The sequence below is a fragment of the Allobosea sp. P2_A10 genome, from assembly GCF_056405115.1.
Map to the genome: position 1 here is coordinate 363,868 of NZ_JBFUCS010000002.1, position 23,305 is coordinate 387,172.

A 23,305-nucleotide genomic window follows, 5' to 3' on the forward strand; every position below is an offset into this window, starting at 1 on the left:
CGCCCTACTCCGCCGCCTCCGCGATCGGCTGCGGCTTGACCCACTTCAGCACCGGCTGACGCGCCGCGCGGGTTTCGTCGAGACGACGGATCGGCGCGTGATGCGGGGCTGCGGTAAAGCGGCTCTTGTCGTTGCCCCTGGTCGCCATTGCGAGGTCGCGCAAGGTCGCGATGAAGAGGTCCAGCGAGGCCTTCGACTCCGACTCCGTCGGCTCGACCAGCATCGCGCCATGGACGACGAGCGGGAAATAGACCGTCATCGGGTGGTAGCCCTCGTCGATCATCGCCTTGGCGAAATCGAGCGTCGAGACGCCCGTGCCTTTCAGCCATTCGTCGTCGAACAGCGCCTCGTGCATCGAGGGATGGTCCGGGAAGGGCAGCGACATCAGGTCCTGCAAGCCGGCGCGGATGTAGTTGGCGTTCAGCACCGCGTCCTCCGAAGCCTGCTTCATCCCGTCCGAGCCATGGCTCAGCATATAGGCGAGCGCCCTGACATACATGCCCATCTGGCCGTGGAAGGCGGTCATGCGGCCGAAAGGCGCGCTGCCTTCCGGTGCATCGCTTTTCTGCTCGACGAGACGCGGCTGGCCCGCCTCGACATGGATGAACGGCACCGGCGCGAACGGCGCGAGCCGCTCCGACAGTACGACTGGACCCGCGCCCGGCCCGCCGCCGCCATGGGGCGTCGAGAAGGTCTTGTGCAGGTTGATGTGCATGGCGTCGACACCGAGATCGCCCGGCCGCGCCTTACCGACGATCGCGTTGAAATTGGCGCCATCGCAGTAGAAATACGCGCCAGCCTCGTGCATCGCGGCGGCGATCTCGACGATCTGCGGCTCGAAGATGCCGCAGGTGTTGGGGTTGGTCAGCATGATCGCGGCGATCTCGGGGCCGAGCAACGCCTTGACGTCCTCGACCGCGACGGTGCCGTCCGGGCGGGCCGGCACGGACTTGACCGAAAAGCCGATCAGCGCGGCCGTCGCCGGGTTGGTGCCATGCGCCGATTCCGGCACCAGTACGACATTGCGGGTTTCCCCCTCGCCCTTGGCGGCGATGGCGGCCTTGATCGCCATCATGCCGCAGGCCTCGCCATGAGCGCCGGCTTTAGGGCTCAGCGCCACGGCCGGCATGCCGGTCAGCGTCATCAGGTAATGCGAGAGCTGCAGCATCACGTCGAGCGCGCCGGGTACGGTCGAGACCGGCTGGAGCGGGTGCACGTCGGAGAAGCCCGGCAGCCGCGCCATCTTCTCGTTGAGGCGGGCATTGTGCTTCATCGTGCAGGAACCGAGCGGGAAGAGCCCGGTGTCGATGCCGTAGTTCTTCTGGCTGAGCCGGACATAGTGGCGCATCGTTTCCGGCTCGGAGAGGCCGGGCAGGCCGATGCCGTCAGTGCGGGCATGCTTGCCGAGCCGGGATTTGAAGGGTGCCGGCGCGTCGATGTCGATGCCCGTCGTCTCGTGATGGCCGATCTCGAAGATCAGCGGCTCGACCTGCTGGAGGGCCTTGTTGCCGGTGAAGGTCGGGTGGGTTTCGGTCGCGGCAGCGCCGGACTGGGTGGGTCGTCCCTGACGGTTCAGCATCACAGCACCTCCGCGAGCGCCGCCACGAAGGCCGCCCGGTCCTCATCCGTGTTCACTTCGGTGTTGGCGACGATCAGCAGGTCGTCGAGCCCTGCGCCGGGCAAGAGCCGCGAGACCGGCACGCCAGCGAGCACGCCCTTGCCGGCCAGCGCTTCGGCGACTTCGGCGGCTGGCTTGGAGAGCTTCACCGTGAACTCGTTGAAGAAGCTCTGGTTCAGCACGCTCGCGCCTTTCACCGCGCCGAGCATGTCGGCGAGCCTGACGGCATTGGCGTGGTTGACCTGCGCCACCCGCGCCAGTCCGGTCTGGCCGAGCAGCGTCATATGGATGGTGAAGGCGAGCACGCAGAGTCCGGAATTGGTGCAGATGTTGGAGGTCGCCTTGTCCCGGCGGATATGCTGCTCACGGGTCGAAAGCGTCAGCACGAAGCCGCGCTGGCCCTCGCTGTCGACCGTCTCGCCGCAGAGCCTGCCGGGCATCTGACGGATGTATTTCGACTTGGCGGCGAAGAGCCCGACATAGGGGCCGCCGAAATTCAGCGAATTACCGATCGACTGGCCCTCGCCAACGACGATGTCGGCGCCCATCGCGCCCGGCGGCGTGATCGCGCCCAGCGACATCACCTCGGTGAAGACGGCGATCAGCAGCGCGCCATGGGCATGCGCCTTCTCGGCGATCGGGGTCAGGTCGCGCAGATTGCCGAAGACGTCGGGGTTCTGCACGACGACGCAGGAGGTCTCGTCGTCGATCTGCGAGAGGATGTCCTCGCTCGCGGTCACATCGGGCTTCAGTGTGACGACCTCGTCATCAGCCATCTCCGACAGTGTTTGAACGACGGCGGCGTAGTGCGGATGCAGGCCGCCAGACAGCACCGCCTTGCGGCGCTTCGTCACGCGATGCGCCATCAGGACGGCCTCGCCCGTGCCCGTCGAGCCGTCATACATCGAGGCGTTGGCGACATCCATGTCGGTCAGCGCGGCGACCTGGGTCTGGAACTCGAAGAGATATTGCAGCGTGCCCTGCGCGATCTCGGGCTGGTAGGGCGTGTAGCTCGTCAGGAATTCCGAGCGCTGGATCAGATGGTCCACCGTTGCCGGGACATGGTGCTTGTAGGCTCCTGCTCCGACGAAGAACGGCACGGCGGAGGCCGCGACATTGCGCGCGGCAAGCGCGCCCATGATGCGCTCGACCTCGAGCTCGCCCTTGGTGCGAGGCAGATCGAGCGGGGCGGTCAGGAGCTTGCCGGCCGGCACGTCCGAAAACAGCTGATCGACATCGGGCACCCCGATGCGCGCGAGCATGTCGATGCGATCGGTATCGGTGAGTGGGAGATAGCGCATGAAATGTGTCCGTTGTCGCGTTGAATGCCGAGGCTGTTCCAATCCACGCCGTCATCCCGGACAAGCCGCGAAGCGGCGCCGATCCGGGATCCATCGCAGGACTCGACGGCGCCTTACGATGGATCCCGGGTCTTCGCCCGGGATGACGGCGAGGTTGGTCAGAGCGTCTTCACGTAATCCTGATACTCTGCCTCGCTCATCAGCCCCGCGAGTTCGGCTGTGTCCTTGAGCTTGAGCTTGACGAACCAGCCCTTGCCGGCGGGGTCCTCGTTGACCGTGCCGGGCGCGCCCTCGAGCTCGCTGTTGACCGCGACGACCTCGCCGGAGACCGGAGCGTAGACCTCCGAGGCCGCCTTGACGCTCTCGACCACCGCCGCCTCGCCGCCCTTGGCGACGGCCTTGCCGATGGCGGGAAGCTCGACGAAGACGACGTCGCCGAGCTGGCCCTGGGCATAGTCGGTGATGCCGACGGTGCCGGTATCGCCCTCGATGCGGATGTATTCGTGGTCCTTGGTGTAGCGGGTCTCGGTCATGGGATCAGTCTCCGAAAACGAAAGAGGATAAAGCTCAGCGCTTGTAGCGGTTGGGCACGAAGGGCATGGCGGCGACGACCGCCGGCAACGGCTTGCCACGCACGATCAAATCGAGCCGGGTTCCCGGCGCGCTATGGGCCCTGGCGACATAGCCCATCGCGCAGGGCGCATTCAGGGTCGGGCCAAAGCCGCCGGACGTGACTTTGCCGACAATCTCGCCTTCGGGCGTGGCGATCTCCGCGCCCTCGCGAGCCGGTGCGCGACCTTCCGGCAACAGCCCGACGCGGACGCGTGAGACGCCCTCGGCGAATTCGCGCTGGACGCGGGCGGCGCCTGGAAAACCGCCCTCCTCGCGCCGGCGCTTCTGGATCGACCAGGTCAGCGCGCCCTCGACGGGAGAGGTCGTGGTGTCGATGTCATGGCCATAAAGGCAAAGGCCGGCTTCGAGGCGCAGCGAATCGCGTGCGCCCAGCCCGACCGGCTTGACGCGGGCGTCGAGCAGCAGCGTGTCCCAGATCTCGCCGATGCGCTTGGCGTCGGCTGAAATCTCGTAGCCGTCCTCGCCGGTATAGCCGGAGCGGCTGAGATTGGCCTTGACGCCGGCGACCTTCATGCTGCGCGAGGTCATGAACGCCATCTCGGCGGCCTCGGGCGCGAGCACCGCGAGCGCTTCGGCAGCCATTGGCCCCTGGATCGCGATCAGGCCGCGATGCTCGGCCTTGATCAGCTTCACATTGGCGGGCAGCCGCGCCTCGATATGGGCGTAGTCCTGCGTCTTGCAGGCGGCATTGACGACGAGATAGAGCGCGCCGTCCTCATCGGGGTCGACCGAACGGGTGACCATCAGATCGTCGAGGATGCCGCCCTCCTCGTTCAGCAACTGCGAATAGCGCTGCTTGCCCGGTGCGAGATTGAGGATGTCGGCGGGAATCAGCGCCTCCAGCGCGCGCGCGACCGTCTCGTGATCTGGTCCGACGAGGAAGGCCTGGCCCATATGCGAGACGTCGAACAGCCCCGCCTTGTCGCGTGCCCAGTTGTGCTCGGTCAGAATCCCTGCGGGATACTGCACCGGCATGTCGTAGCCGGCGAAGGGCACCATGCGGGCCCCGAGCGCGACATGGCGCGAATGGAGTGGGGTCTTGAGCGGCGGCGCGGCGGCGGTTTCGCCGGCGGGGAGTTCAGCGGTCTCGGCTGCCATGGGGCGGCCCTTTCAGAGTCAAGCGCAAGCCCCGGACGGAACTGTCCGGAGCGCGCCCCCTCTGTCTTGAAACCTGAGAGATTTCCCCATACCGGCGATCGTCAGCCGGACAGGTTACACCCGTCGGTGGGCAGGGTTTCCCCCGCCACTTTCCAGAGCGCCAGTTCCCACGCGGTCCGTTTGCCTGAGCGTTTCCGGGGCGGTTGCGCCTTCGGCGCCGGAGCCGGACAAGTCCGGACCCGGTCTCTCCCGCGGGGATGTTGCGGCTGAGGCAGAGATACAAGACACGCAGCCTTAGTCAATCGGGCGGCAGCCTCGTTTCTCGGCAATCGTCGATTTACCTGCGGCGCTTGCGGGCGGGGGCCGCGCCGCCGCCCGGCTTCAGGTCGAGGGTGATCTCGACATCGCCCCGGCCCGGCGGGACGGCGATGCCATCCTCGACATAGGTGAAGTCGGTGCCGCCCTGCCCCGCGGCGATGGTTCCGCCGACGCGGCCATTGCGGGTGGCCACGACCGTCGTGCCGCGCGTGACGCTCGTCACCAGCGTGGCGTAATAGCTGCCCGCCGACCCGGCCGGCCCGAGCAGCACGCGGCCCTCGACCCCGACCTTGAGGATGAAGCCGCCGCCGCCCGTGGGTTTGCATTCGCGGGCGAAATTCAGGATCGAGATCTGGTGGCGCAGCGAACCGCTGTCGGGACCGGTCTGGGCGCGCATCGCGGCGCCGCCCTCGGCGATGATCACTTCCGGACAGACCAGCGCGTTTTCTTCGTCCTCGCGCTGGCGCTGGACCTCGCCCTGCGTGCGCGGCGGAGCCGGCGGCGGCGAGGTCGACTGGAACATCACGACGTTGCCGAATTTCTGGAAGGCGCTCGGCTCGCCGCCCGACGACGAAGAAGAAGACCCGCAACCGGCGAGGCTCAGGCCAAGCGCGGAAAGAACCAGCCATTGCGGCCGCAGATACGTCGCATCAATCACGGCAAGGTCTCCACGCCGGGGCCGAATCCGGTGAGCGAGACGGGGATTCCCACGCCCTCTTCCGGTGTCTGGAAAACGATGAAAGTGGCGCTCTTGCCGGTCTTGAGCTGGCCGAGCAGCGCGTCGTCCATCACCACCTCGGCGACGCAGCCCGTGGTCAGGCAGCGCACGAAGCCGGCCCGGCCGATATCCTTGTCGTCGATCTTGAGGCCAAGCCCGGACGGCAGGAGCACGCCGAGCGGGGCGACGACGCGCAGCAGCCGGCTTTTCTGATCGGCGGTCTTCAGGACGATGACAAGAAGGGTCAGATTCGGCCGGTCCTCGGCCGCGACGTTCTGCACCAGCGCGCATTGCTCGGCCTTGGCGCCGGGCGGCACCTCGCAGCGCATCTGCCAGTCGCCATGCGTCGACCTGACCGCGCCCTGGGCGAGCGCAGAACCGCTGAAGCCGCCCACACTCAGCAGGAGCGCCGAAAACGCGGTTGCGAAGACGGGTCCGATGATGTTGCCCATCCCTGCCAAACCTCCAAACCGGCGCCCGTTATTGGGCGCGCGCTACCAAGAGAGCAGAATTCTGGCGAAAAGCCGGCCCTTGCCCCGATGCGTCCCGGCACCGTCAAATCAGGACTGCGTTGGGACCATGCAGGCCCTGTCCTGTCAAGGCGCGACGCCCGCGCCAGGCAGGTCGAGAGGCGCGGCCTCGCGCGATTATGCCGCACGGCATGCATTCAAGCCCCGCATTGCCCCACTGGCGCAAGCGTGATCTTTGATTTATCGCAATGCCGAAGTGCAGGGCGAGCCTGATGGCTGCGCCTCGTCTCGCGTGGACCGCAACCCAAACCGGGACAGCCCGCGCAGGACGTGATGAGGAGCTATGTCGGACCGATGCGATTTCTGAGCAGGACCCTTGCGAGCGCAACCCTTGCGAGCGCGGCCCTTGCGGCCCTTTTCGTCGCCCCTGACAGCGCTTTGGCCGGCTACGGCATGCCGTCGCCCTGGCAGATGAACCTGCAGGGCCCGGCGACCGAGATCTCGGAATACATCCACTGGTTCCACGACTGGCTCAACGTCATCATCTTCATCATCTCGATCTTCGTGCTGGGCCTGCTGATGTACGTCGCATGGCGCTTCAACGAGAAGGCGAACCCCGTTCCCTCCAAGACCACCCACCACGCCCTGCTCGAAGTGGCGTGGACTGTCCTTCCGGTCCTGATCCTGGTCGTGATCGCGATCCCCTCCTTCCGGCTGCTCAAGCTGCAGCTCGAAATCCCGCAGGCCGACCTCACCGTGAAGGTGACCGGCAAGCAGTGGTACTGGTCCTATGAGTACCCGCAGGACGCCGGCGCTTTCGGCTTCGACTCGATCATGCTCGACGAGAAGCAGCGCGCCGAGGCGATCAGCACCAACAAGATCGCCGCCGCCGAGGCGCCCCGCCTGCTCGCGGTCGACAATGAGGCGGTCGTTCCCGTCGGCAAGATCGTGCGCGTGCAGGTCACCGGCGCCGACGTCATCCACAAATTCACGGTGCCGTCCTTCGGCATCAAGATCGACGCCATCCCCGGCCGACTGAACGAGACGTGGTTCAAGGCCGACCGCGAAGGCATCTATTACGGCCAGTGCTCGTTCATCTGCGGACAGAACCACGCCTATATGCCGATCGCATTCCGCGTCGTCAGCGCCGAGAAATACGCCGCCTGGCTCGCCGATTCGAAGAAGAAATTCGCCAATGCCGGCGATGCGGCCGGCAAGGTCGCCGCTGCCGGCGAGTAAACCGCTTCGAGACCCGCTTTCCGCCAACCCACCGGGACGGCGGCACCGATCGACAGACGACGCGAACCGATTTCGCAAGAGGAGACGACCCCATGGCAACAGCGGCTCACGAGGCCCATGGCTACGGGCATGACGACGGACACGGCAACCCGACCGGGTGGCGTCGCTGGCTGCTGTCGACGAATCACAAGGACATCGGCACGCTCTATCTGTGCTTCTCGATCATGGCGGGCCTGGTCGGCGGTTTCCTCTCGATCATGATGCGCATCGAGCTGCAGCAGCCCGGCCTGCAGATCTTCGCCAACGGCCAGAGCTACAACGTCTTCGTCACCGGCCACGGCCTGATCATGATCTTCTTCATGGTCATGCCCGCCGTCATCGGCGGCTTCGGCAACTGGTTCGTGCCGCTGATGATCGGCGCTCCCGACATGGCCTTCCCGCGCATGAACAACATCTCGTTCTGGCTGACGGTCGCCGGCTTCATCATGCTGATCATCTCGATGTTCGTGGAGGGCGCGCCCGGCGCCCACGGCGTCGGCACCGGCTGGACGATCTATCCGCCCTTCTCATCCACCGGCCACCCCGGCCCGTCGGTCGATTTCGGCATCCTGTCGCTGCACCTTGCCGGCGCGGCCTCGATTCTCGGCGCGATCAACTTCATCACCACGATCCTGAACATGCGCGCGCCCGGCATGACCATGCACAAGATGCCGCTGTTTGCGTGGTCGGTGCTGGTCACGGCCTTCCTGCTGCTGCTCGCCCTGCCGGTTCTGGCCGGCGCGATCACCATGCTGCTGACCGACCGCAATTTCGGCACGACCTTCTATGATCCGGCCGGCGGCGGCGACCCGATCCTGTACCAGCATCTGTTCTGGTTCTTCGGCCACCCGGAAGTGTACATCATGATCCTGCCGGCCTTCGGCATGGTCAGCCACATCATCTCGACCTTCTCGAAAAAGCCGATCTTCGGCTATCTCGGCATGGCCTACGCCATGGTCGCGATCGGTGTCGTCGGCTTCATCGTGTGGGCGCACCACATGTACACCGCCGGCCTCTCACTCAACACGCAGCGCTATTTCGTGTTCGCGACGATGGTGATCGCGGTGCCGACCGGCGTGAAGATCTTCTCCTGGATCGCGACGATGTGGGGCGGCTCGATCCGCTTCACCGCGCCGATGCTGTGGGCGATCGGCTTCATCTTCCTGTTCACCGTCGGCGGCGTCACCGGCGTGGTGCTGGCCAATGCCGGCGTCGACCGCTCGCTGCACGCGACCTATTACGTCGTGGCGCATTTCCATTACGTGCTGTCGCTGGGCGCCGTGTTCGGCATCTTCGCCGGGTTCTACTACTGGTTCCCGAAGATGAGCGGCTACATGATGCCCGACTGGGTCGGCAAGGTGCATTTCTGGGTCGCCTTCTTCGGCGCCAACCTGCTGTTCTTCCCGCAGCACTTCCTCGGGCTGGCCGGCATGCCGCGCCACTACGCCGACTATCCCGATGCGTTCGCCGGGTGGCACTTCTGGTCCTCGATCGGCTCCTACATCTTCGCGGCCGGCCTGCTGATCTTCTTCTACGGCCTCTACGCCGCCTTCTCGAACAAGGTCCTCGCCGGCGAGAACCCCTGGGGTGAAGGCGCCACCACGCTGGAATGGACGCTGCCCTCGCCGCCGCMCTTCCACCAGTTCGAGACCCTGCCGCGCATCACCGGCACGGACCACTGACACTCTTGGCGGCGGGCTTCTACAGCCCGCCGCCGCCCCTCTCCCGAGCGCCTCGCACAGGCGTTCCGGAGACGGGCGGCCCAGCCGCTTCCAGCGCACTCACAGCGCCGAGCCCACCGCGTTCGCAGGTCGAGCGCACCACAAGACGAGACCACATATCGATATGTCCGCTGCGTTCGACACCATCGAGACCGGATCCGACGGCATTGCGCTGACCTCCACCGGCGAGGCGCGCGATTTCTTCGCCTTGCTGAAGCCGCGCGTGATGTTCCTCGTCGTGGTCACCGCGCTCGGCGGCATGGCGACCGCGCCAGGTCATGTTCATCCGGTGCTCGGGCTGGCCGCGCTGCTCGCGATCGCGGTCGGCGCGGGCGCGTCGGGCTGTCTCAACATGTGGTACGACGCCGATATCGACGCTCTGATGGCGCGCACCGCCAAGCGCCCGATTCCGGCCGGCCGCGTGCTGCCGTCCGAGGCGCTCGCCTTCGGCCTGACGCTTTCGGTGGGCTCGGTGCTCGTGCTCGGGCTTGTCGCCAACCTGCTTTCGGCCGGAATGTTGGCCTTCACGATCTTCTTCTACGCCGTCGTCTATTCGATGTGGCTGAAGCGCTGGACGCCGCAGAACATCGTCATCGGTGGCGCCGCAGGTGCGTTTCCCCCGATGATCGGCGAGGCCGTCGTCACCGGCGATTTCGGCATTCATTCGCTGGTTCTGTTCGCGATCATCTTCCTGTGGACGCCGCCGCATTTCTGGGCGCTGGCCCTGGTCAAATCGGCCGACTATGCCCGCGCCGGCGTGCCCATGCTGCCCAATGTCGCCGGTCCCGCCGCGACGCGCCGCCAGATCCTCGCCTATTCGCTGGTGATGGCGCCGGTCGCCGTGCTGCCGGCCCTGATGGGCTTTGGTGGCCTGATCTATCTCGTCGTCTCCGTCGTGACGGGGCTCGCCATGATCGGGCTTGCGGTCAGGGTGCTGCGCACGACCGAGGGCGAGGCCGCCTACAAGGCCTGCTACGCGCTGTTTGCCTTCTCGATCCTCTATCTTTTCCTGCTCTTTGCCGTGCTGCTCGCCGAGAACAGCCTCGGGCTGATGTGGGCGCTGCCGAAGGTGATCGGATGAGCGAGGCGCCCAAACGCATCGCCGCCGCGCCGTTCTCGCCGGAGGATCTGGCGCGGCGCAAGCGTCGCTCTGTCGCGCTCGCGCTCGTGCTCGCCGGGCTCGTGGTGTTCTTCTTCGTGGTGACGCTGGTGAAGATCGGCCCCAACGTCATGAACAGGCCGCTGTGATGGTGAGCGCCTCCCCCACCGGCAAGCCCGCCAACCTGACGCGCACGGCGCTGATCTGCGCGGGCGTCGCCATGGGCATGACCGGGCTCTCCTTCGCCTCGGTGCCGCTCTACGACATGTTCTGCAAGGCGACCGGTTTCGGCGGCACGCCGATGGTGGGAACCGCCGGCGCCGGCACGATCCTCGACCGGACGATGGCGGTGCGCTTCGACGCCAATGTCGCGCCGGGGCTGGGCTGGACCTTCCAGCCGGAAAACCCCGAGATCAACCTGCGCGTCGGGCAGACGCAGACGGTGTTCTACAAGATCACCAACCGCGGCAGCCGCGCCTCGACGGGCATCGCGACCTTCAACATCGCGCCGGAAAAGGGCGCGGCCTATTTCGTCAAGATCCAGTGCTTCTGCTTCACCGAGCACACGCTGCAGCCGGGCGAGACGCTGGAGGCGCCGGTGGTGTTCTACATCGACCCGGAAATCGCGGGGAATCGCGACCTCGACGGCGTCAAATCGCTGACCTTGTCCTATACCTATTTTCCCTCGAAGGCGGGCCAGCCCGTCGCCGAGGGCAAGGCGGAGCCCGTCAAGGGTGACGCCGCCAGATCGAACCTATAAAACGCAAATCTAGCCTGTAATATAGACGGCAGCCCGAGGGCTGCGCGATTGAAGTCGGACGCGGAGACTGAGCACGATGGCCGGGGCCCATACCAAGAACCACGACTACCACCTCGTCGATCCGAGTCCGTGGCCGATCATCGGCGCGGCCAGCGCCACCATCATGGCCATCGGCGCGGTGATGTGGATGAAGGCGATGCTGCTGGGCGGCATGAAGCTCGGCCCGATGGTGTTCGGCCTCGGCCTGCTCGGCGTGCTCTACACCATGCTCGCCTGGTGGATGGATGTGGTCCGCGAGGCCGAGCGCGAGGGGCACCATACCCGCGTCGTGCAGATGCATCACCGCTACGGCATGCTGATGTTCATCGCCTCGGAGATTATGTTCTTCGTGGCCTGGTTCTGGGCCTATTTCGACGCCAGCCTCTATGCCGGCGAAGCGATCAACTACATGCGCCAGGACTTCACCGGCGGCGTCTGGCCGCCCAAGGGCATCGCCACATTCGACCCCTGGCACCTGCCGCTGCTGAACACGCTGATCCTGCTGACCTCGGGCACCACCGTGACCTGGGCGCATCACGCCCTGATCCATGGCGACCGCGACGGCTTGAAGCGGGGCCTCTGGCTCACCGTGATCCTCGGCATCCTGTTCACGACCTGCCAGGTCTACGAATATTCGCACGCCGCCTTCGCCTTCTCGGGCCATGTCTATGGCGCGACCTTCTTCATGGCGACGGGGTTCCACGGCTTCCACGTGCTGATCGGCACGATCTTCCTGGCGATCTGCCTGTACCGGGCCTATATCGGCCACTTCAAGCCGGAGCAGCATCTCGGATTCGAGTTCGCCGCCTGGTACTGGCACTTCGTCGACGTGGTCTGGCTGTTCCTGTTCGCCGCGATCTATGTCTGGGGCGCGGGCTCCGGCGTAGCCGCCGCGCACTGAGGCTTCGGACCCATCGCTTTTGCCAAAGGCGGCCTCGCGGCCGCCTTTGCGTTTTGTGGAGGCCACCATGGCCGACGACAGCCCGACACTGCCCTCGCCCTACACGACCGGCCTCGCCGGGCGCTGCCCGCGCTGCGGCGAGGGCAAGCTGTTCGACGGCTTCCTCAAGATCAGGCCGCGCTGCTCGGCCTGCGGGCTCGACTTCTCCTTCGCCGATTCGGCGGATGGCCCCGCCGTCTTCATCATGCTGATCGCGGGCTTTGCGGTTCTGGGCGCGGCGCTCGCCGTCGAGATCGCCTACGAGCCGCCGATCTGGGTTCACATGGTGATCTGGCTGCCGCTGGCGATCATAGTCTGCCTCGCCATGCTCCGGCCGATGAAGGGGCTCGCGGTCTCGCTGCAATATGTCAACAAGGCCGAGGAAGGCAGGCTGCAGAAGTGAGCGCCGCCCTGCCCGTTTCGACCCGCTCCAGGCTGTTCTGGCCGGCGCTGCTGACCATTGTCGGCACGATCGTGCTGTGCCTGCTCGGAAACTGGCAGCTCACGCGGATGAGCGAGAAGCGCGCCTTCATCGAGCGGCTGGAGGCACAGGCGGCCGGCGCGCCTGCCGACATGCCAGCCACCGCGAGTTGGGCCTCGCTCGACCCCGCCAGGCTCGACCTGACCCGCGTCGCCGCCAGCGGCGTCTTCATCGATAGCGGCTTTGCCGGCGTGCGCACCACCATTGCCTCGGGCGGCCCCGGCACGCGCCAGCTCTCGGGCTTTGGGCGCTGGATCTTCCAGGGCTTTCGCCTCGGCGACGGCGGCGTCATCCTGGTCAATCGCGGCTTCGTGCCGGAAAGCCGGCTGGGCGAGATCAAGCCGGCGACGGGCGCAGCGACCGTGACGGGCTATCTGCGCGCAGCCGAAATGCGCGGCTCGTTCACGCCCGACGACCTGCCGGCGCAGCGCGAATTCTACACGCGCGATCCCTTGGCAATCGCCGCCTCGCTTGGCATCGGGCCGGCAGCGCCGTTCTATCTCGAGGCCGAGCGCCAAGGCGACGGGCTGATCCCGCCCGCCGGCGTCGATGCGAAAGAGTTGATCGACCGCATCCCCGACAACCACCTGCAATATGCGCTGACCTGGTTTGGGCTGGCGCTGACCATGCTCGGAGTGTTTGCAGCCTATGCCTGGCAGAACCGGAAATCGGCTGCTGCAGCCGATTAGAGCGCCTGCGGTTTTGCCGAAACCGGCGGACCGGCCTATAGCAACAACCGAGATCATCGAGACCTGACGCCGTGCTGCATGTGTCCACTCGCGGGGAAGCGCCCGCGCTCTCCTTTTCCGACGCGCTTCTCGCCGGGCTCGCCCGCGACGGCGGCCTTTATGTGCCCAAAGCCTTCCCGCAGATCGGCCGGGACGAGATCGCGGGCTTCTCCGGCAAGCCCTATGCGCGGGTCGCGGAACGCGTGCTCGGCGCATTAAGCGACGGCGACATCGAGGGCAAGGCACTCTCGCAGATGATCGCCGAGGCCTATGCGACCTTCAGGCATCCGGCCGTCTGCCCGCTGACGCAGCTGGCTGACAACCTCTTCGTGCTGGAACTCTTCCATGGCCCGACGCTCGCCTTCAAGGACGTCGCGATGCAGCTGCTCGGGCGGCTGATGGACCATGTCCTGACGCAGCGCGGCGAGCGCGCCACCATCGTCGGCGCGACCTCGGGCGATACCGGCGGGGCGGCGATCGACGCCTTCAAGGGGTTGAACTGCGTCGACGTCTTCATCCTCTACCCGCAGGGCCGCGTCTCCGACGTGCAGCGCCGGCAGATGACCACGGTCGAGGCGGACAACGTCCACGCCATCGCGGTCGAAGGCACCTTCGACGACTGCCAGAACCTGGTGAAGGCGCTGTTCAACCACCACGCTTTCCGTGACGAGATCGGCCTCTCGGGCGTCAACTCGATCAACTGGGCCCGTATCGCGGCGCAGGTGGTCTACTACTTCACCTCGGCGGTCTCTCTCGGCGCGCCCGGGCGGAAGGTCTCGTTTGCGGTGCCGACCGGCAATTTCGGCGACGTGCTGGCCGGTTATGTCGCCAAGCGGATGGGGCTGCCGATCGAGCGGCTGCTGATCGGCACCAACAGCAACGACATTCTCGCCCGCACGCTCGCCGAGGGCGCCTATGAGATGCGCGGCGTTTCGGCGACGACCTCGCCCTCGATGGACATCCAGATCTCGTCGAATTTCGAGCGGCTGCTGTTCGAGGTCCATGGCCGCGACGGCGCGGCGGTGCGCCGGCTGATGCAGTCGCTGAACCAGTCGGGCCGGTTCGAGATCGCGCCCGAGCCGCTCGCGGCGATCCGGGCCGAGTTCGACGCAGCCGCCATAGACGAGCCGGCCATCGCCGCCGAGATCGGCAAGAGCTGGCGCGAGGCCGGCTACCTGCTCGATCCCCATACCGCCGTTGGCGTCGCTGCGGCGCGACAGGGGCTGGCGCGCGATCCTGCGACGCCGATGATCGTGCTGGGCACCGCGCACCCGGCGAAGTTTCCGGCGGCGGTCGAGGCTGCCAGCGGCGTTGCGCCGAAGCTGCCGGCGCATCTCGCCGACCTGATGGAGCGCAAGGAGCGGTTCACGTTGCTGCCGAACGACCAGTCGACGATCGAGGATTTCGTGCGCCGGAACGCGCGGGCCGTCCGGGGAGCCGCGGCATGAGCGCGACCGGACCCGCCGATACGAGCGATCTCGCGGCGCCCGCCGGCGGCGGCCGGCATGATCCCGAGGTCGGGCTGACGACGCTGCCGTCGGGCCTGCGCATCGTGTCGCAGCGCATGGACCACGCGGCGACCGTCTCGCTCGGCATCTGGATCGGAGCAGGCTCACGCGACGAGCTGCCCCATGAGCACGGCCTCGCCCATCTGCTCGAGCATATGGCCTTCAAGGGCACGGCACGGCGCAACGCGCTTGAGATCGCCGAGGAGATCGAGAGTGTCGGCGGCGATCTGAATGCGGCCACCAGTGTCGAATACACCTGCTACACCGCCCGCGTGCTGGGCTCCGACCTGGCCCTCGCCGTCGATATCCTCGCCGATATCCTCACTTCGCCGGCTCTGACGGCGGAAGAACTGAAGCGCGAGAAGGGCGTGATCCTGCAGGAGATCAGCGCCGTCCAGGATACGCCCGACGATCTCGTCTACGACCGTTTCCTCGAAGTCGCCTTTCCCGACCAGCCGCTCGGCCGGCCGATTCTCGGCACCGCCAAGACGGTAAAGAGCTTCACGCCCGAGGCGATCAGGGCCTATCTCGCCGCGCATTACCATGCCGGCAACATGGTTCTGGCGGCGTCCGGCGCAGTCGATCATGACGAACTCGTCGCGCTGGCGAAGACGCATCTGGCGGCGCTTCCGACACGGCCGGAGGCCCCTGCCCCGCGCGAGGGCGGCCGCTATGTCGGCGGCGAGGCAAGGATCAAGAGCGACGAGGAGCAGGTCCATCTCGTGCTCGGTTTTCCCGGAAAGCCCTTCACCAACGGCGCGCACTACGCCTTGCAGATCTTTTCCTCGGTGCTCGGCGGCGGGCTGTCGTCGCGGCTGTTCCAGGAGGTGCGCGAGCAGCGCGGCCTCGCCTATGCGGTCGATGCCTTCCACTGGCCCTTCTCCGATTGTGGCGTCTTCGGCATCAGCGCCGGCACGGCGCCCGACGATGCCGGCGAACTGATCGAGGTCGCGCTGGCCTGCCTGCGCCAGGCGGCCGAGGACGTCACGGAGGTCGAGGTCGCGCGCGCCCGGGCCCAGATGAAGGTCGGGCTCCTGGCCTCGCTGGAAAGCCCCGGCGGCAAGCTGGAGCAGATGGCCCGGCAGGTGCTGGTCTTCGGCCGCGCGATCCCGCGCGAGGAACTGGCGGCGCGGCTCGATGCGGTCACGATCGAGGATGTGCGGGCCGCCGGCCGCTCGCTGCTCGGCCACCAGCCGACGATTGCGGCCGTTGGCCCCCTGCAGGGACTGCCGCCGGCCAAGCGCCTGCGCCACGCCGCCCGCGTCGCCGACTGAGGACGTGTCGAGCATGACGTTGTCCGAAAACCGGCATCCACTTTTCGGCGTCATGCCGACTGAAGGCGTGTCGAGCATGACGTTTTCCGAAAACCGGCATCCACTTTTCGGCGTCATGCTCTGATGGCGCTGTTTCGCTTCTCGACCGATCCGCCGACGCGGCCGCTGATCCGCACGCCGCATCTGGCGCTGCGCGCGCCGGTGGCGACCGACTATGCCGCCTGGGCCGTGCTGCGGCTGGAAAGCCGCGAGTTCCTGACGCCGTGGGAGCCGGTCTGGAACGAGGACGACCTGACGCGAACCTCGTTCCGGCTGCGGGTGAAGCGCGCCGCGCGCGAGATCGCCAGCGACGAGGCCTATTCGCTGTTCATCTTCGCGACCCGCTCGGACACGCTGATCGGCGGGCTGACGCTAGGGCTGGTGCGCCGCGGCGTCGCGCAGGCCTGTACGCTGGGCTACTGGATGGGCGAGCGCCACGCCGGCCGGGGCCACATGACCGAGGCCGTGCGCGGCGCGCTGCGCTTCGCCTTCTCGGAACTGGCGTTGCACCGGGTCGAGGCCGCCTGCCTGCCCAACAACGAACCCTCGAAGCGACTGCTCGAACGCGTCGGCTTCCAGCACGAAGGCATGGCGCGGGCTTATCTGCGGATCAACGGCAGCTGGGCCGACCATCTGCTCTACGCCGCCCTTTCCAGCGACCGTCTGCCGGGCACAAGCTGATGTCGCAGCGAGGCTTACACGCCTTGCCCTTGCCATGAGCCGTCGATACGACTGATCGCTTCGAGTACGCATGACCAGTTCCCGCCCCAGATTCGAGCCGCGCTTGTCCATTCCCGATCGACTTCTGCGGATTGGTCTTGCCCTTGCCGGCCTTGCCTTCTGCCTTGCCCTGACGACGGCTGAACCGGCGCTCGCCGTCGAGGCCGTGCGCGTACCCGTCGATGCACAGGTGCTCGACCTGACCAATGTCGTCGAGCGCAACAGGTCGGACGGCGACGTCATCCAGATTTCGACTGCGCCCGGACCCGACGGCATCGTCCGGCGCATCGCGGTCAAGGCACGCGAATCGGGCGCGCGGCCGGACTGGATCGTGTTCGCGCTGACGAATGATTCCGACGAGCAGATCGATCGGCTGCTGGTCGCGCCGTTCCACCGGCTGATCGGCTCGGGCGTGGTCTGGCCCGATCTCGGCGACACCCGCATCGAGGCCGTGACGGCGAGCCAGGGCATCAGTCCCGAACGCGAGGCGAGCCCCGACGCCGACGTCTTCCTGATCACGCTCGACCCCGGCACCACGGTCACCTTCGTGGCCGAGCTGAAATCGCCCAACCTGCCGCAGCTCTATCTCTACGAGCAGGAAGCATATCGCCAGAAGACCAACGGGCTGACGCTCTACAAGGGCATCATCATCGGCATCGCCGGCCTGCTGGCGCTGTTCCTGACCATCATCTTCGTCGTCAAGGGCGCGGTGATCTTCCCCGCCGCCGCCGCGCTCGCCTGGGCGGTCCTGGCCTATGCCGGGCTCGATTTCGGCTTCTTCCAGCGCATCTTCCCGCTGACGCCGGCGATCGAGCGGATCTACCGCGCCGGCGCGGAGGTCGTGCTGGCGGCGACACTGCTCGTCTTCCTGTTCGCATACCTCAATCTCGGGCGCTGGCATGTGCGCTACAGCCACGTCACCATCGTCTGGATGCTGGGCCTTGCCGCGCTCGTCGGCCTTGCCGTGTTCGACGCGCCGATGGCGTCGGGCATCGCGCGCATCTCGATTGCGGCGGTGGCGGCTGTCGGCTTCGTGCTGATCCTGCATCTGGCCACGCATGGCTATGAGCGGGCGGTGATGCTGATCCCGACCTGGTTCCTGCTTGCGGTCTGGGTCACCGCGGCCGGCTTCACCGTCACCGGGCAGTTCCAGCGCGATCTCGTGGCCCCTGCCCTGCTCGGCGGCCTCGTGCTGATCGTGCTGCTGATCGGCTTCACCGTGATCCAGCACGCCTTTGCCGGCGGCGCGGTTTCACAGGGACTGGTCTCCGACACCGAACGCCGGGCGCTTGCGCTATCGGGCTCGGGCGATCTCGTCTTCGACTGGGACGTCACCGCCGACAAGATCTTCGTCTCGCAGCAGATCGAGTCGCTGCTGGGGCTATCGCGCGGCACGCTCGAAGGCTCGGCTTCGCGCTGGCTCGAATTCATGCACGTCGCCGACCGCGACCGTTATCGCGTCACGCTCGACGCCGTGCTGGAGCAGCGCCGCGGCCGGCTCAACCTCGATTTCCGCCTGCGCGCGGCGAGCGGGGCCTATCACTGGTTCAATCTCAAGGCGCGGCCCGTGATCGGCTCGGACGGCGAGGTCATCAGGGTGATCGGCACGCTCTCGGACGTCACCGAACAGCGCACGGCGCAGGAGCGGCTGCTGCACGACGCCGTCCACGACAATCTGACCGGCCTGCCCAACCGCAAGCTGTTCCAGGACCGGCTGTCGGCCGTCTTCGGCTTCTGCCGCGCCGACGACAACATCCGCCCGACCGTGATCGTGATCGACATCGACCGCTTCAAGCAGGTCAACGAATCGGTCGGCTTTTCGGCCGGCGATTCGATCCTGCTGACGCTGGCGCGGCGGCTCGGCCGCCTGCTGCGGGCGCAGGACACGCTGGCGCGCATCGGCGGCGACACCTTCGCGATGATCCTGGTGTCCGAGCGCGATCCCGAGCGGATCTTGGCCCTGGCGGAGCTGGTGCGCCGCGCCATCTCGACGCCGGTGACGTTCTCGGAACGCGAGATTTTCCTGACGCCCTCGATCGGGCTGGCGCTCTACGACCCCGCGCCCGCCGCGCGCAAGGACGACGCGCTGAAGAACGCCGAGCTCGCCATGGCCCATGCCAAGCGTCAGGGCGGCAACAAGATCGAGGTCTTCGTGCCGGCGATGCGGACCGACCGCAACGACAGGCTGGCGCTGGAAAGCGACTTGCGTCGGGCGATCGAGCGCGGCGAAATCCAGGTGATGTACCAGCCGATCGTGCGGCTGGAGGACCGGACCATCGCCGGCTTCGAGGCGCTGGTCCGCTGGGACCATCCGCGCGAGGGCCGGCTGATGCCGCAGGATTTCCTCGACATCGCCGAGGAGACCGGCCTGATCGTCGATCTCGGCGTCTATGTCATGGACCGCACCGCCCGCGAGCTGGAAGCCTGGCAGGCGGCGCTCGAAGTCGACCCGCCAATCTTCGCCAGCGTCAACGTCTCCTCGCGGCAATTGCTGCGTCACGACCTGCTCCACGACGTGAAGACGGTGCTGGGCCGCCGGCGCTTGCTGCCGGGCACGCTGAAGCTTGAGATCACCGAGAGCCTGGTGATGGAAAACCCGGAATACGCCGCCCAGATGCTGTCGCGCATCCGCGATCTCGGCGCGGGGCTCTCGCTCGACGATTTCGGCACGGGGTATTCCTCGCTGTCCTATCTGCAGCGTTTTCCGTTCGACACGATCAAGGTCGACCAGAGCTTCGTGCGCGCCATGGGCAACGGCAAACCGCCGGTCATCCTGCGCTCGATCGTCCAGCTCGCAGCGGATCTGCGCATGGATGTCGTGGCCGAGGGCGCCGAGAGCGAATCCGACGCGATCGAACTCTACCAGCTCGGCTGCCAGTACGCGCAGGGCTACATCTTCGGCCAGCCGATGAGCGCCGCCGAAGCGCGGCGGCTCGTCGGTGCAGCGGCGGCGAGTTCGAGCGAGGCGGCTTAGACACGAACGGCGCCGATGCCAAGGCAGATCGGATGGCGCATGACGCGCGTTTCTGGTATCTTTTGAGCATGAATAGGGAACCAGCCAGCCTGACGGAGAGCGAGGTCGAGCTTGCCCATGAGCGGCGGCTGGTCGCGATGCATCTGCAGGAGATCGAACGCAATCCGTTCGATGGGGAAGACATCGCCATGTTCGAAATGTTCGAGCGTGAACGATGGCCTCATGAAAAGCGGCTCGCGCATATTCTTGAGCGCGCGGCTGCGTCTCGCTTCGCCTCCGCTGCTGAATGAGCGATGAGGCGTATTGCTATCCGCCTGATTTTGCCGTTCTCAAGAACAAACTCGACTTGCGCGACGTCGACCTGCTTGACCGTTTCGAGCGCCGCGCTGTCGGACAACGCATCGCGCAAGGCATCCCCCCAGGCAAGTTCGACCTCGCGCATCTCCGGGCGATTCACCGCCATCTCTTCCAGGACGTATATGACTGGGCGGGCGACATCCGCACGGTCGAGATCGCCAAGGGCGGCAACCAGTTTCAGTTCCGCCAGTACATCGCCACCGGAATGGCCGATGTCCACAGGCGCGTTGTTGCAGCGGATTACCTGAGGGGTCTGTCGCCAAGCGCATTCGCCGACAAGGCCGGCGAGATCATCGGCGACATCAACTACGTTCACCCCTTCCGGGAAGGCAATGGCAGGACGCAGGCGCTCTATCTCGAGGCTCTTGCGAGACAGGCGGGCCATCCGATCGATCTGACGCGGATCGTCCGCGAGAACTGGGTCGCGGCCTCGAAAGCAGCGCACGCTGGACACTATGAGCGCTTCAGCGCCTGCATCCATGCAGCTCTTCGAGGCAACACGGAGGACGATTGACCACCGTAGCGCGGACGCAGCCCTCAGGCGTGCCCGGCCTCACTCGACAGGAAGGCCGGATCGATGCCGATCTTGGCGAGCGCACGGTTATATTTCGTCTCGATGCCATCGTCGAAGAGCAGCGACGAATCGGCCGCGCAATGCAGCCAGCCATTGGACTGGATCTCGGATTCGAGCTGACCCGCGCCCCAGCCGGCATAACCCAGTGCGAGAATCGCGTTCTCCGGCCCGCTGCCGATCGCGATGGCTCTGAGGATGTCGAGCGTCGCTGTCAGGCAGATGCCGTCATCGATCGGCAGCGTCGCCGATTCGAGGAAGAAGTCGGCGCTGTGCAGCACGAAGCCGCGCTTGGTCTCGACCGGACCGCCGCGCAGCACCTGCATGCGCTCGGCCTGGCTCGGCAGGCGGATGAGTTCGTCGGGCGGGATGACGTCGAGCTGGACCAGCAGATCGGGGAATTTCGTGTCCGCCGCCGGCTTGTTGACGATGATGCCCATCGCGCCATCCTCGGAATGGGCGCAGACATAGACGACGCTGCGGCTGAACCTGTTGTCGCTCATGCCGGGCATCGCGATCAGGCATTGCCCATCGAGATAGCTCCGGCCTCTGACGCGCTGATGTGAGCCGATCTTCATGCCGCCATGCTAGATCACTTTCCCCCGCGCTGGGAACAGGGGGACAGCGCCGAAATTCGGGCATCGTGATTGCGCCATCATCATGCTCCAGCCTCGCCCTCGCCTGCCCATCACGCAATCGTTGGCATAATCGAGCGGGGTTTATTGGCTTTCTTGCATCAAAACGCATATGTCCATGGCGTGAAACGCGCCCTCGCCCTGCTGGTCCTCGCCCTGACGGCAACGAGCCTGCCTGCCCTCGCGCAGGAGGCGGCGATGTCGTCCTGGTCCAAGGGCGCCTATTCGTCGCTGCGCCTGATCGCGGGCGCGACCTCTCCGTCTGGCAAGCAGCGCGTCGGCGTCGAGATCGTGATGACGCCGGGCTTCAAGACCTATTGGCGAAATCCCGGTGATTTCGGCGTGCCGCCGGTGTTCGACTGGAGCGGTTCGGACAATGTCAGCGGGCTCGATGTGCGCTGGCCGGCGCCGGAGCGCTTTGCCGATGGCGCCGGTTATTCGGTCGGCTATGTCGGCGACGTGGTGATCCCGATTTCGGTCCGGCCCGCTGATCCGACGAGGCCGGTCATGCTGGTGCTGAAGCTCGACTATGCGGTTTGCGAGAAGATCTGCATTCCCGCCAAGGGCGAGGCCTCGCTCTGGCTCGAACCCGGCGTCACCTCGGTGACCTCGCCGAGGCTGGAGGCATTCGAGGCGCGCGTGCCCGTTCCCGGCAAGCTCGGCCTGCACAAGGACAAGCTTTCGGTCGCCGAGGCGCGGTTCGACGACAGCGGCGCGGAAAGTAGTCTCCGATTCGTCCTGCGCGCGCCACCCGAGGGCAAGATCGAGGATGTTTTCGTCGAAGGACCAGGCATGTGGTCCTTCGGCAAGCCCGTCCTGCTCCCGCAGGTCGACGGCACGGTCATCGCCCGGGTCAAGCTCAAGGACCGGCCCAAGGGCGCGGCGGGGCCCATTCCCTTCATCGTGACGCTGCGCGGCCCTCCGGGCGCCGTCGAGACGCGTCTCGAACTCGACATCCCCGCTGCCAAGCCCTAATCGGTGAGCCTCGCGGCAGTGGCCGCAGGCTTCACGGAGAACAGGCGCATGACCATCAAGGTGGGTGACAAGCTTCCGCAGGCGACGTTCCGGATCATGACGGCGGACGGACCCGCACCCAAGACCACGGACGACCTGTTCAAAGGCAAGAAGATCGTCCTTTTCGCCGTTCCCGGCGCCTTCACGCCGACCTGCCACAAGAACCACCTGCCGGGCTTCCTCGACAAGGCGGCCGAGATCAAGGCCAAGGGCGTCGACGCCATCATGGTCACCAGCACCAACGACGTCTTCGTCATGGACGCATGGGCCAAGGCGACCGGCGGCGCCGGCGTGATCGAGTTCCTGTCCGACGGCAACGCCGACTTCGCCAAGGAGATCGGCCTTTCGCTCGACGGTTCGGGCTTTGGCCTGGGTACGCGCTCGCAGCGCTATTCGATGATCGTCGAGGACGGCGTGGTGACATCGCTGAACGTCGAGGAAGGCCCGGGCAAGGCCGACATCTCCGGCGCGGAAGCGCTGCTGACAAAGCTCTGAACGGCGGCATTCTGCCGGTATCGAGCCCGCGCCGACGCCCGTCGGCGCGGGCTTTTCATTGGGCGGCGGGTGTCAGGCGACGCGGCGAGGAACGTCTTGGTTGGGTCGAAAGCGGTCAGTTTCCGGGCGAGTCGGTGTTGTCTCGACATGTCTGAAGAAACGCGATCAGGTCATCGAGTGTCGCTGACGGAAGAATGACTGGCGTGCCATCAAGATTGCCGCCGGTGTAGCCGGAGGCAGAAGGCATCATAAATACAACTTTCAATTCTCCCTTCATGCGGACCATCTGAACCTGCAACCCCTGAGAGACTGTTTGAGAATGGGTTGATGCGGCCGCTGCGGCGTGATTCAAGCTTGGGATGTGGACTCGAGCGAGCCGTGGCCGGATGGCTGGATTTGAGAAGCGCGCGAAGCGCTACCCGACTGATCTGACGGATGAGGAGTGGCGCTTCATCGCGCCGTTTCTGCCGCCAGTGCCGAAGCGCGGACGCAAGCCGACGACCGACCTTCGCGAGG

24 protein-coding genes, 1 pseudogene and 1 riboswitch are annotated in these 23,305 nt (G+C 66.3%); of the genes and pseudogenes, 17 read left to right on the forward strand and 8 right to left on the reverse strand.

Annotated features, from left to right (window positions below):
• Positions 1–4 precede the first annotated feature (4 nt).
• From gcvPB to AC1DZY_RS05880, 6 genes are all read right to left on the reverse strand, one after another.
• Entirely contained in the window at positions 5–1,579 is a 1,575-nt protein-coding gene (gcvPB, locus tag AC1DZY_RS05855; protein WP_476819133.1) for an aminomethyl-transferring glycine dehydrogenase subunit GcvPB, read from the reverse strand.
• On the reverse strand, positions 1,579–2,919 hold the full coding sequence (gene gcvPA / locus AC1DZY_RS05860; protein WP_476819134.1) for an aminomethyl-transferring glycine dehydrogenase subunit GcvPA: 1,341 nt from the start codon (positions 2,917–2,919) through the stop codon (positions 1,579–1,581). Before gcvPA ends, gcvPB begins: the two co-directional genes overlap by 1 nt.
• A 158-nt stretch (positions 2,920–3,077) precedes the next feature.
• A complete protein-coding gene (gcvH, locus tag AC1DZY_RS05865; protein ID WP_476819135.1) occupies positions 3,078–3,452 on the reverse strand; it encodes a glycine cleavage system protein GcvH in 375 nt (124 codons plus the stop codon).
• 34 nt (positions 3,453–3,486) lie between these two features.
• Positions 3,487–4,650 carry a glycine cleavage system aminomethyltransferase GcvT gene (gene gcvT / locus AC1DZY_RS05870; protein WP_476819136.1) on the reverse strand — a complete coding sequence of 388 codons (1,164 nt, stop codon included), beginning with the start codon at positions 4,648–4,650 and terminating at the stop codon, positions 3,487–3,489.
• Between the two features lie 162 nt (positions 4,651–4,812).
• Positions 4,813–4,912: riboswitch (glycine riboswitch) on the reverse strand.
• A 75-nt stretch (positions 4,913–4,987) separates the two neighbouring features.
• On the reverse strand, positions 4,988–5,626 hold the full coding sequence (locus AC1DZY_RS05875) for a hypothetical protein (RefSeq protein ID WP_476819137.1): 639 nt from the start codon (positions 5,624–5,626) through the stop codon (positions 4,988–4,990).
• On the reverse strand, positions 5,623–6,138 hold the full coding sequence (locus AC1DZY_RS05880) for an invasion associated locus B family protein (protein ID WP_476819138.1): 516 nt from the start codon (positions 6,136–6,138) through the stop codon (positions 5,623–5,625). The genes AC1DZY_RS05875 and AC1DZY_RS05880 overlap by 4 nt, the downstream gene beginning before the upstream one ends.
• A gap of 351 nt (positions 6,139–6,489) precedes the next feature.
• Between AC1DZY_RS05880 and coxB the strand changes: the two genes are divergently transcribed.
• The 14 genes from coxB to AC1DZY_RS05950 all read left to right on the forward strand — a co-directional run bounded on the left by coxB (position 6,490) and on the right by AC1DZY_RS05950 (position 20,588).
• Complete coding sequence (gene coxB, locus AC1DZY_RS05885) at positions 6,490–7,395, forward strand: cytochrome c oxidase subunit II (protein ID WP_476819139.1); 906 nt, start codon at positions 6,490–6,492, stop codon at positions 7,393–7,395.
• A gap of 92 nt (positions 7,396–7,487) precedes the next feature.
• Entirely contained in the window at positions 7,488–9,116 is a 1,629-nt protein-coding gene (ctaD, locus tag AC1DZY_RS05890; protein ID WP_476819140.1) for a cytochrome c oxidase subunit I, read from the forward strand.
• Between the two features lie 163 nt (positions 9,117–9,279).
• The gene (locus AC1DZY_RS05895) at positions 9,280–10,236 is read left to right on the forward strand and encodes a heme o synthase (RefSeq protein ID WP_476819141.1); all 957 of its coding nucleotides are present in this window, start codon (positions 9,280–9,282) and stop codon (positions 10,234–10,236) included.
• Positions 10,233–10,403 (forward strand): hypothetical protein, encoded by a 171-nt coding sequence (locus tag AC1DZY_RS05900; RefSeq protein ID WP_476819142.1) that lies wholly within the window; start codon positions 10,233–10,235, stop codon positions 10,401–10,403. Before AC1DZY_RS05895 ends, AC1DZY_RS05900 begins: the two co-directional genes overlap by 4 nt.
• Positions 10,403–11,014 carry a cytochrome c oxidase assembly protein gene (locus AC1DZY_RS05905; RefSeq protein ID WP_476819143.1) on the forward strand — a complete coding sequence of 204 codons (612 nt, stop codon included), beginning with the start codon at positions 10,403–10,405 and terminating at the stop codon, positions 11,012–11,014. The genes AC1DZY_RS05900 and AC1DZY_RS05905 overlap by 1 nt, the downstream gene beginning before the upstream one ends.
• Before the next feature lie 76 nt (positions 11,015–11,090).
• On the forward strand, positions 11,091–11,954 hold the full coding sequence (locus tag AC1DZY_RS05910; protein ID WP_476819144.1) for a cytochrome c oxidase subunit 3: 864 nt from the start codon (positions 11,091–11,093) through the stop codon (positions 11,952–11,954).
• 67 nt (positions 11,955–12,021) lie between these two features.
• The gene (locus AC1DZY_RS05915) at positions 12,022–12,396 is read left to right on the forward strand and encodes a DUF983 domain-containing protein (protein WP_476819145.1); all 375 of its coding nucleotides are present in this window, start codon (positions 12,022–12,024) and stop codon (positions 12,394–12,396) included.
• Positions 12,393–13,163, forward strand: a complete 771-nt coding sequence (locus tag AC1DZY_RS05920; RefSeq protein ID WP_476819146.1) for an SURF1 family protein — start codon at positions 12,393–12,395, stop codon at positions 13,161–13,163. The genes AC1DZY_RS05915 and AC1DZY_RS05920 overlap by 4 nt, the downstream gene beginning before the upstream one ends.
• Positions 13,164–13,234: 71 nt before the next feature.
• Positions 13,235–14,650, forward strand: coding sequence for a threonine synthase (thrC, locus tag AC1DZY_RS05925; RefSeq protein WP_476819147.1), 1,416 nt, complete (start codon positions 13,235–13,237; stop codon positions 14,648–14,650).
• Complete coding sequence (locus tag AC1DZY_RS05930) at positions 14,647–15,984, forward strand: M16 family metallopeptidase (protein WP_476819148.1); 1,338 nt, start codon at positions 14,647–14,649, stop codon at positions 15,982–15,984. Before thrC ends, AC1DZY_RS05930 begins: the two co-directional genes overlap by 4 nt.
• 123 nt (positions 15,985–16,107) lie before the next feature.
• Positions 16,108–16,704 carry a GNAT family N-acetyltransferase gene (locus AC1DZY_RS05935; protein WP_476819149.1) on the forward strand — a complete coding sequence of 199 codons (597 nt, stop codon included), beginning with the start codon at positions 16,108–16,110 and terminating at the stop codon, positions 16,702–16,704.
• A gap of 70 nt (positions 16,705–16,774) precedes the next feature.
• Entirely contained in the window at positions 16,775–19,717 is a 2,943-nt protein-coding gene (locus AC1DZY_RS05940) for an EAL domain-containing protein (RefSeq protein WP_476819150.1), read from the forward strand.
• A gap of 32 nt (positions 19,718–19,749) precedes the next feature.
• Positions 19,750–20,007, forward strand: a complete 258-nt coding sequence (locus AC1DZY_RS05945) for a hypothetical protein (protein ID WP_476819151.1) — start codon at positions 19,750–19,752, stop codon at positions 20,005–20,007.
• Positions 20,004–20,588, forward strand: a complete 585-nt coding sequence (locus AC1DZY_RS05950) for a Fic/DOC family protein (RefSeq protein ID WP_476819152.1) — start codon at positions 20,004–20,006, stop codon at positions 20,586–20,588. Before AC1DZY_RS05945 ends, AC1DZY_RS05950 begins: the two co-directional genes overlap by 4 nt.
• A 23-nt stretch (positions 20,589–20,611) precedes the next feature.
• On the opposite strand, the gene AC1DZY_RS05955 is transcribed toward AC1DZY_RS05950, so the two are convergent.
• Positions 20,612–21,223, reverse strand: a complete 612-nt coding sequence (locus AC1DZY_RS05955; protein WP_476819153.1) for a YqgE/AlgH family protein — start codon at positions 21,221–21,223, stop codon at positions 20,612–20,614.
• Between the two features lie 180 nt (positions 21,224–21,403).
• On the opposite strand from AC1DZY_RS05955, the gene AC1DZY_RS05960 reads away from it, so the two are divergent.
• Positions 21,404–22,255 (forward strand): protein-disulfide reductase DsbD domain-containing protein, encoded by an 852-nt coding sequence (locus AC1DZY_RS05960; RefSeq protein ID WP_476819154.1) that lies wholly within the window; start codon positions 21,404–21,406, stop codon positions 22,253–22,255.
• A gap of 48 nt (positions 22,256–22,303) precedes the next feature.
• Entirely contained in the window at positions 22,304–22,789 is a 486-nt protein-coding gene (locus tag AC1DZY_RS05965) for a redoxin family protein (RefSeq protein WP_476819155.1), read from the forward strand.
• Positions 22,790–22,904: 115 nt separating this feature from the next.
• Here AC1DZY_RS05965 and AC1DZY_RS05970 read toward each other — a convergent pair whose 3' ends face one another.
• On the reverse strand, positions 22,905–23,075 hold the full coding sequence (locus AC1DZY_RS05970; protein WP_476819156.1) for a hypothetical protein: 171 nt from the start codon (positions 23,073–23,075) through the stop codon (positions 22,905–22,907).
• A 73-nt stretch (positions 23,076–23,148) separates the two neighbouring features.
• On the opposite strand from AC1DZY_RS05970, the pseudogene AC1DZY_RS05975 reads away from it, so the two are divergent.
• A pseudogene (locus AC1DZY_RS05975) lies at positions 23,149–23,305 on the forward strand (IS5/IS1182 family transposase); the annotation flags it as partial.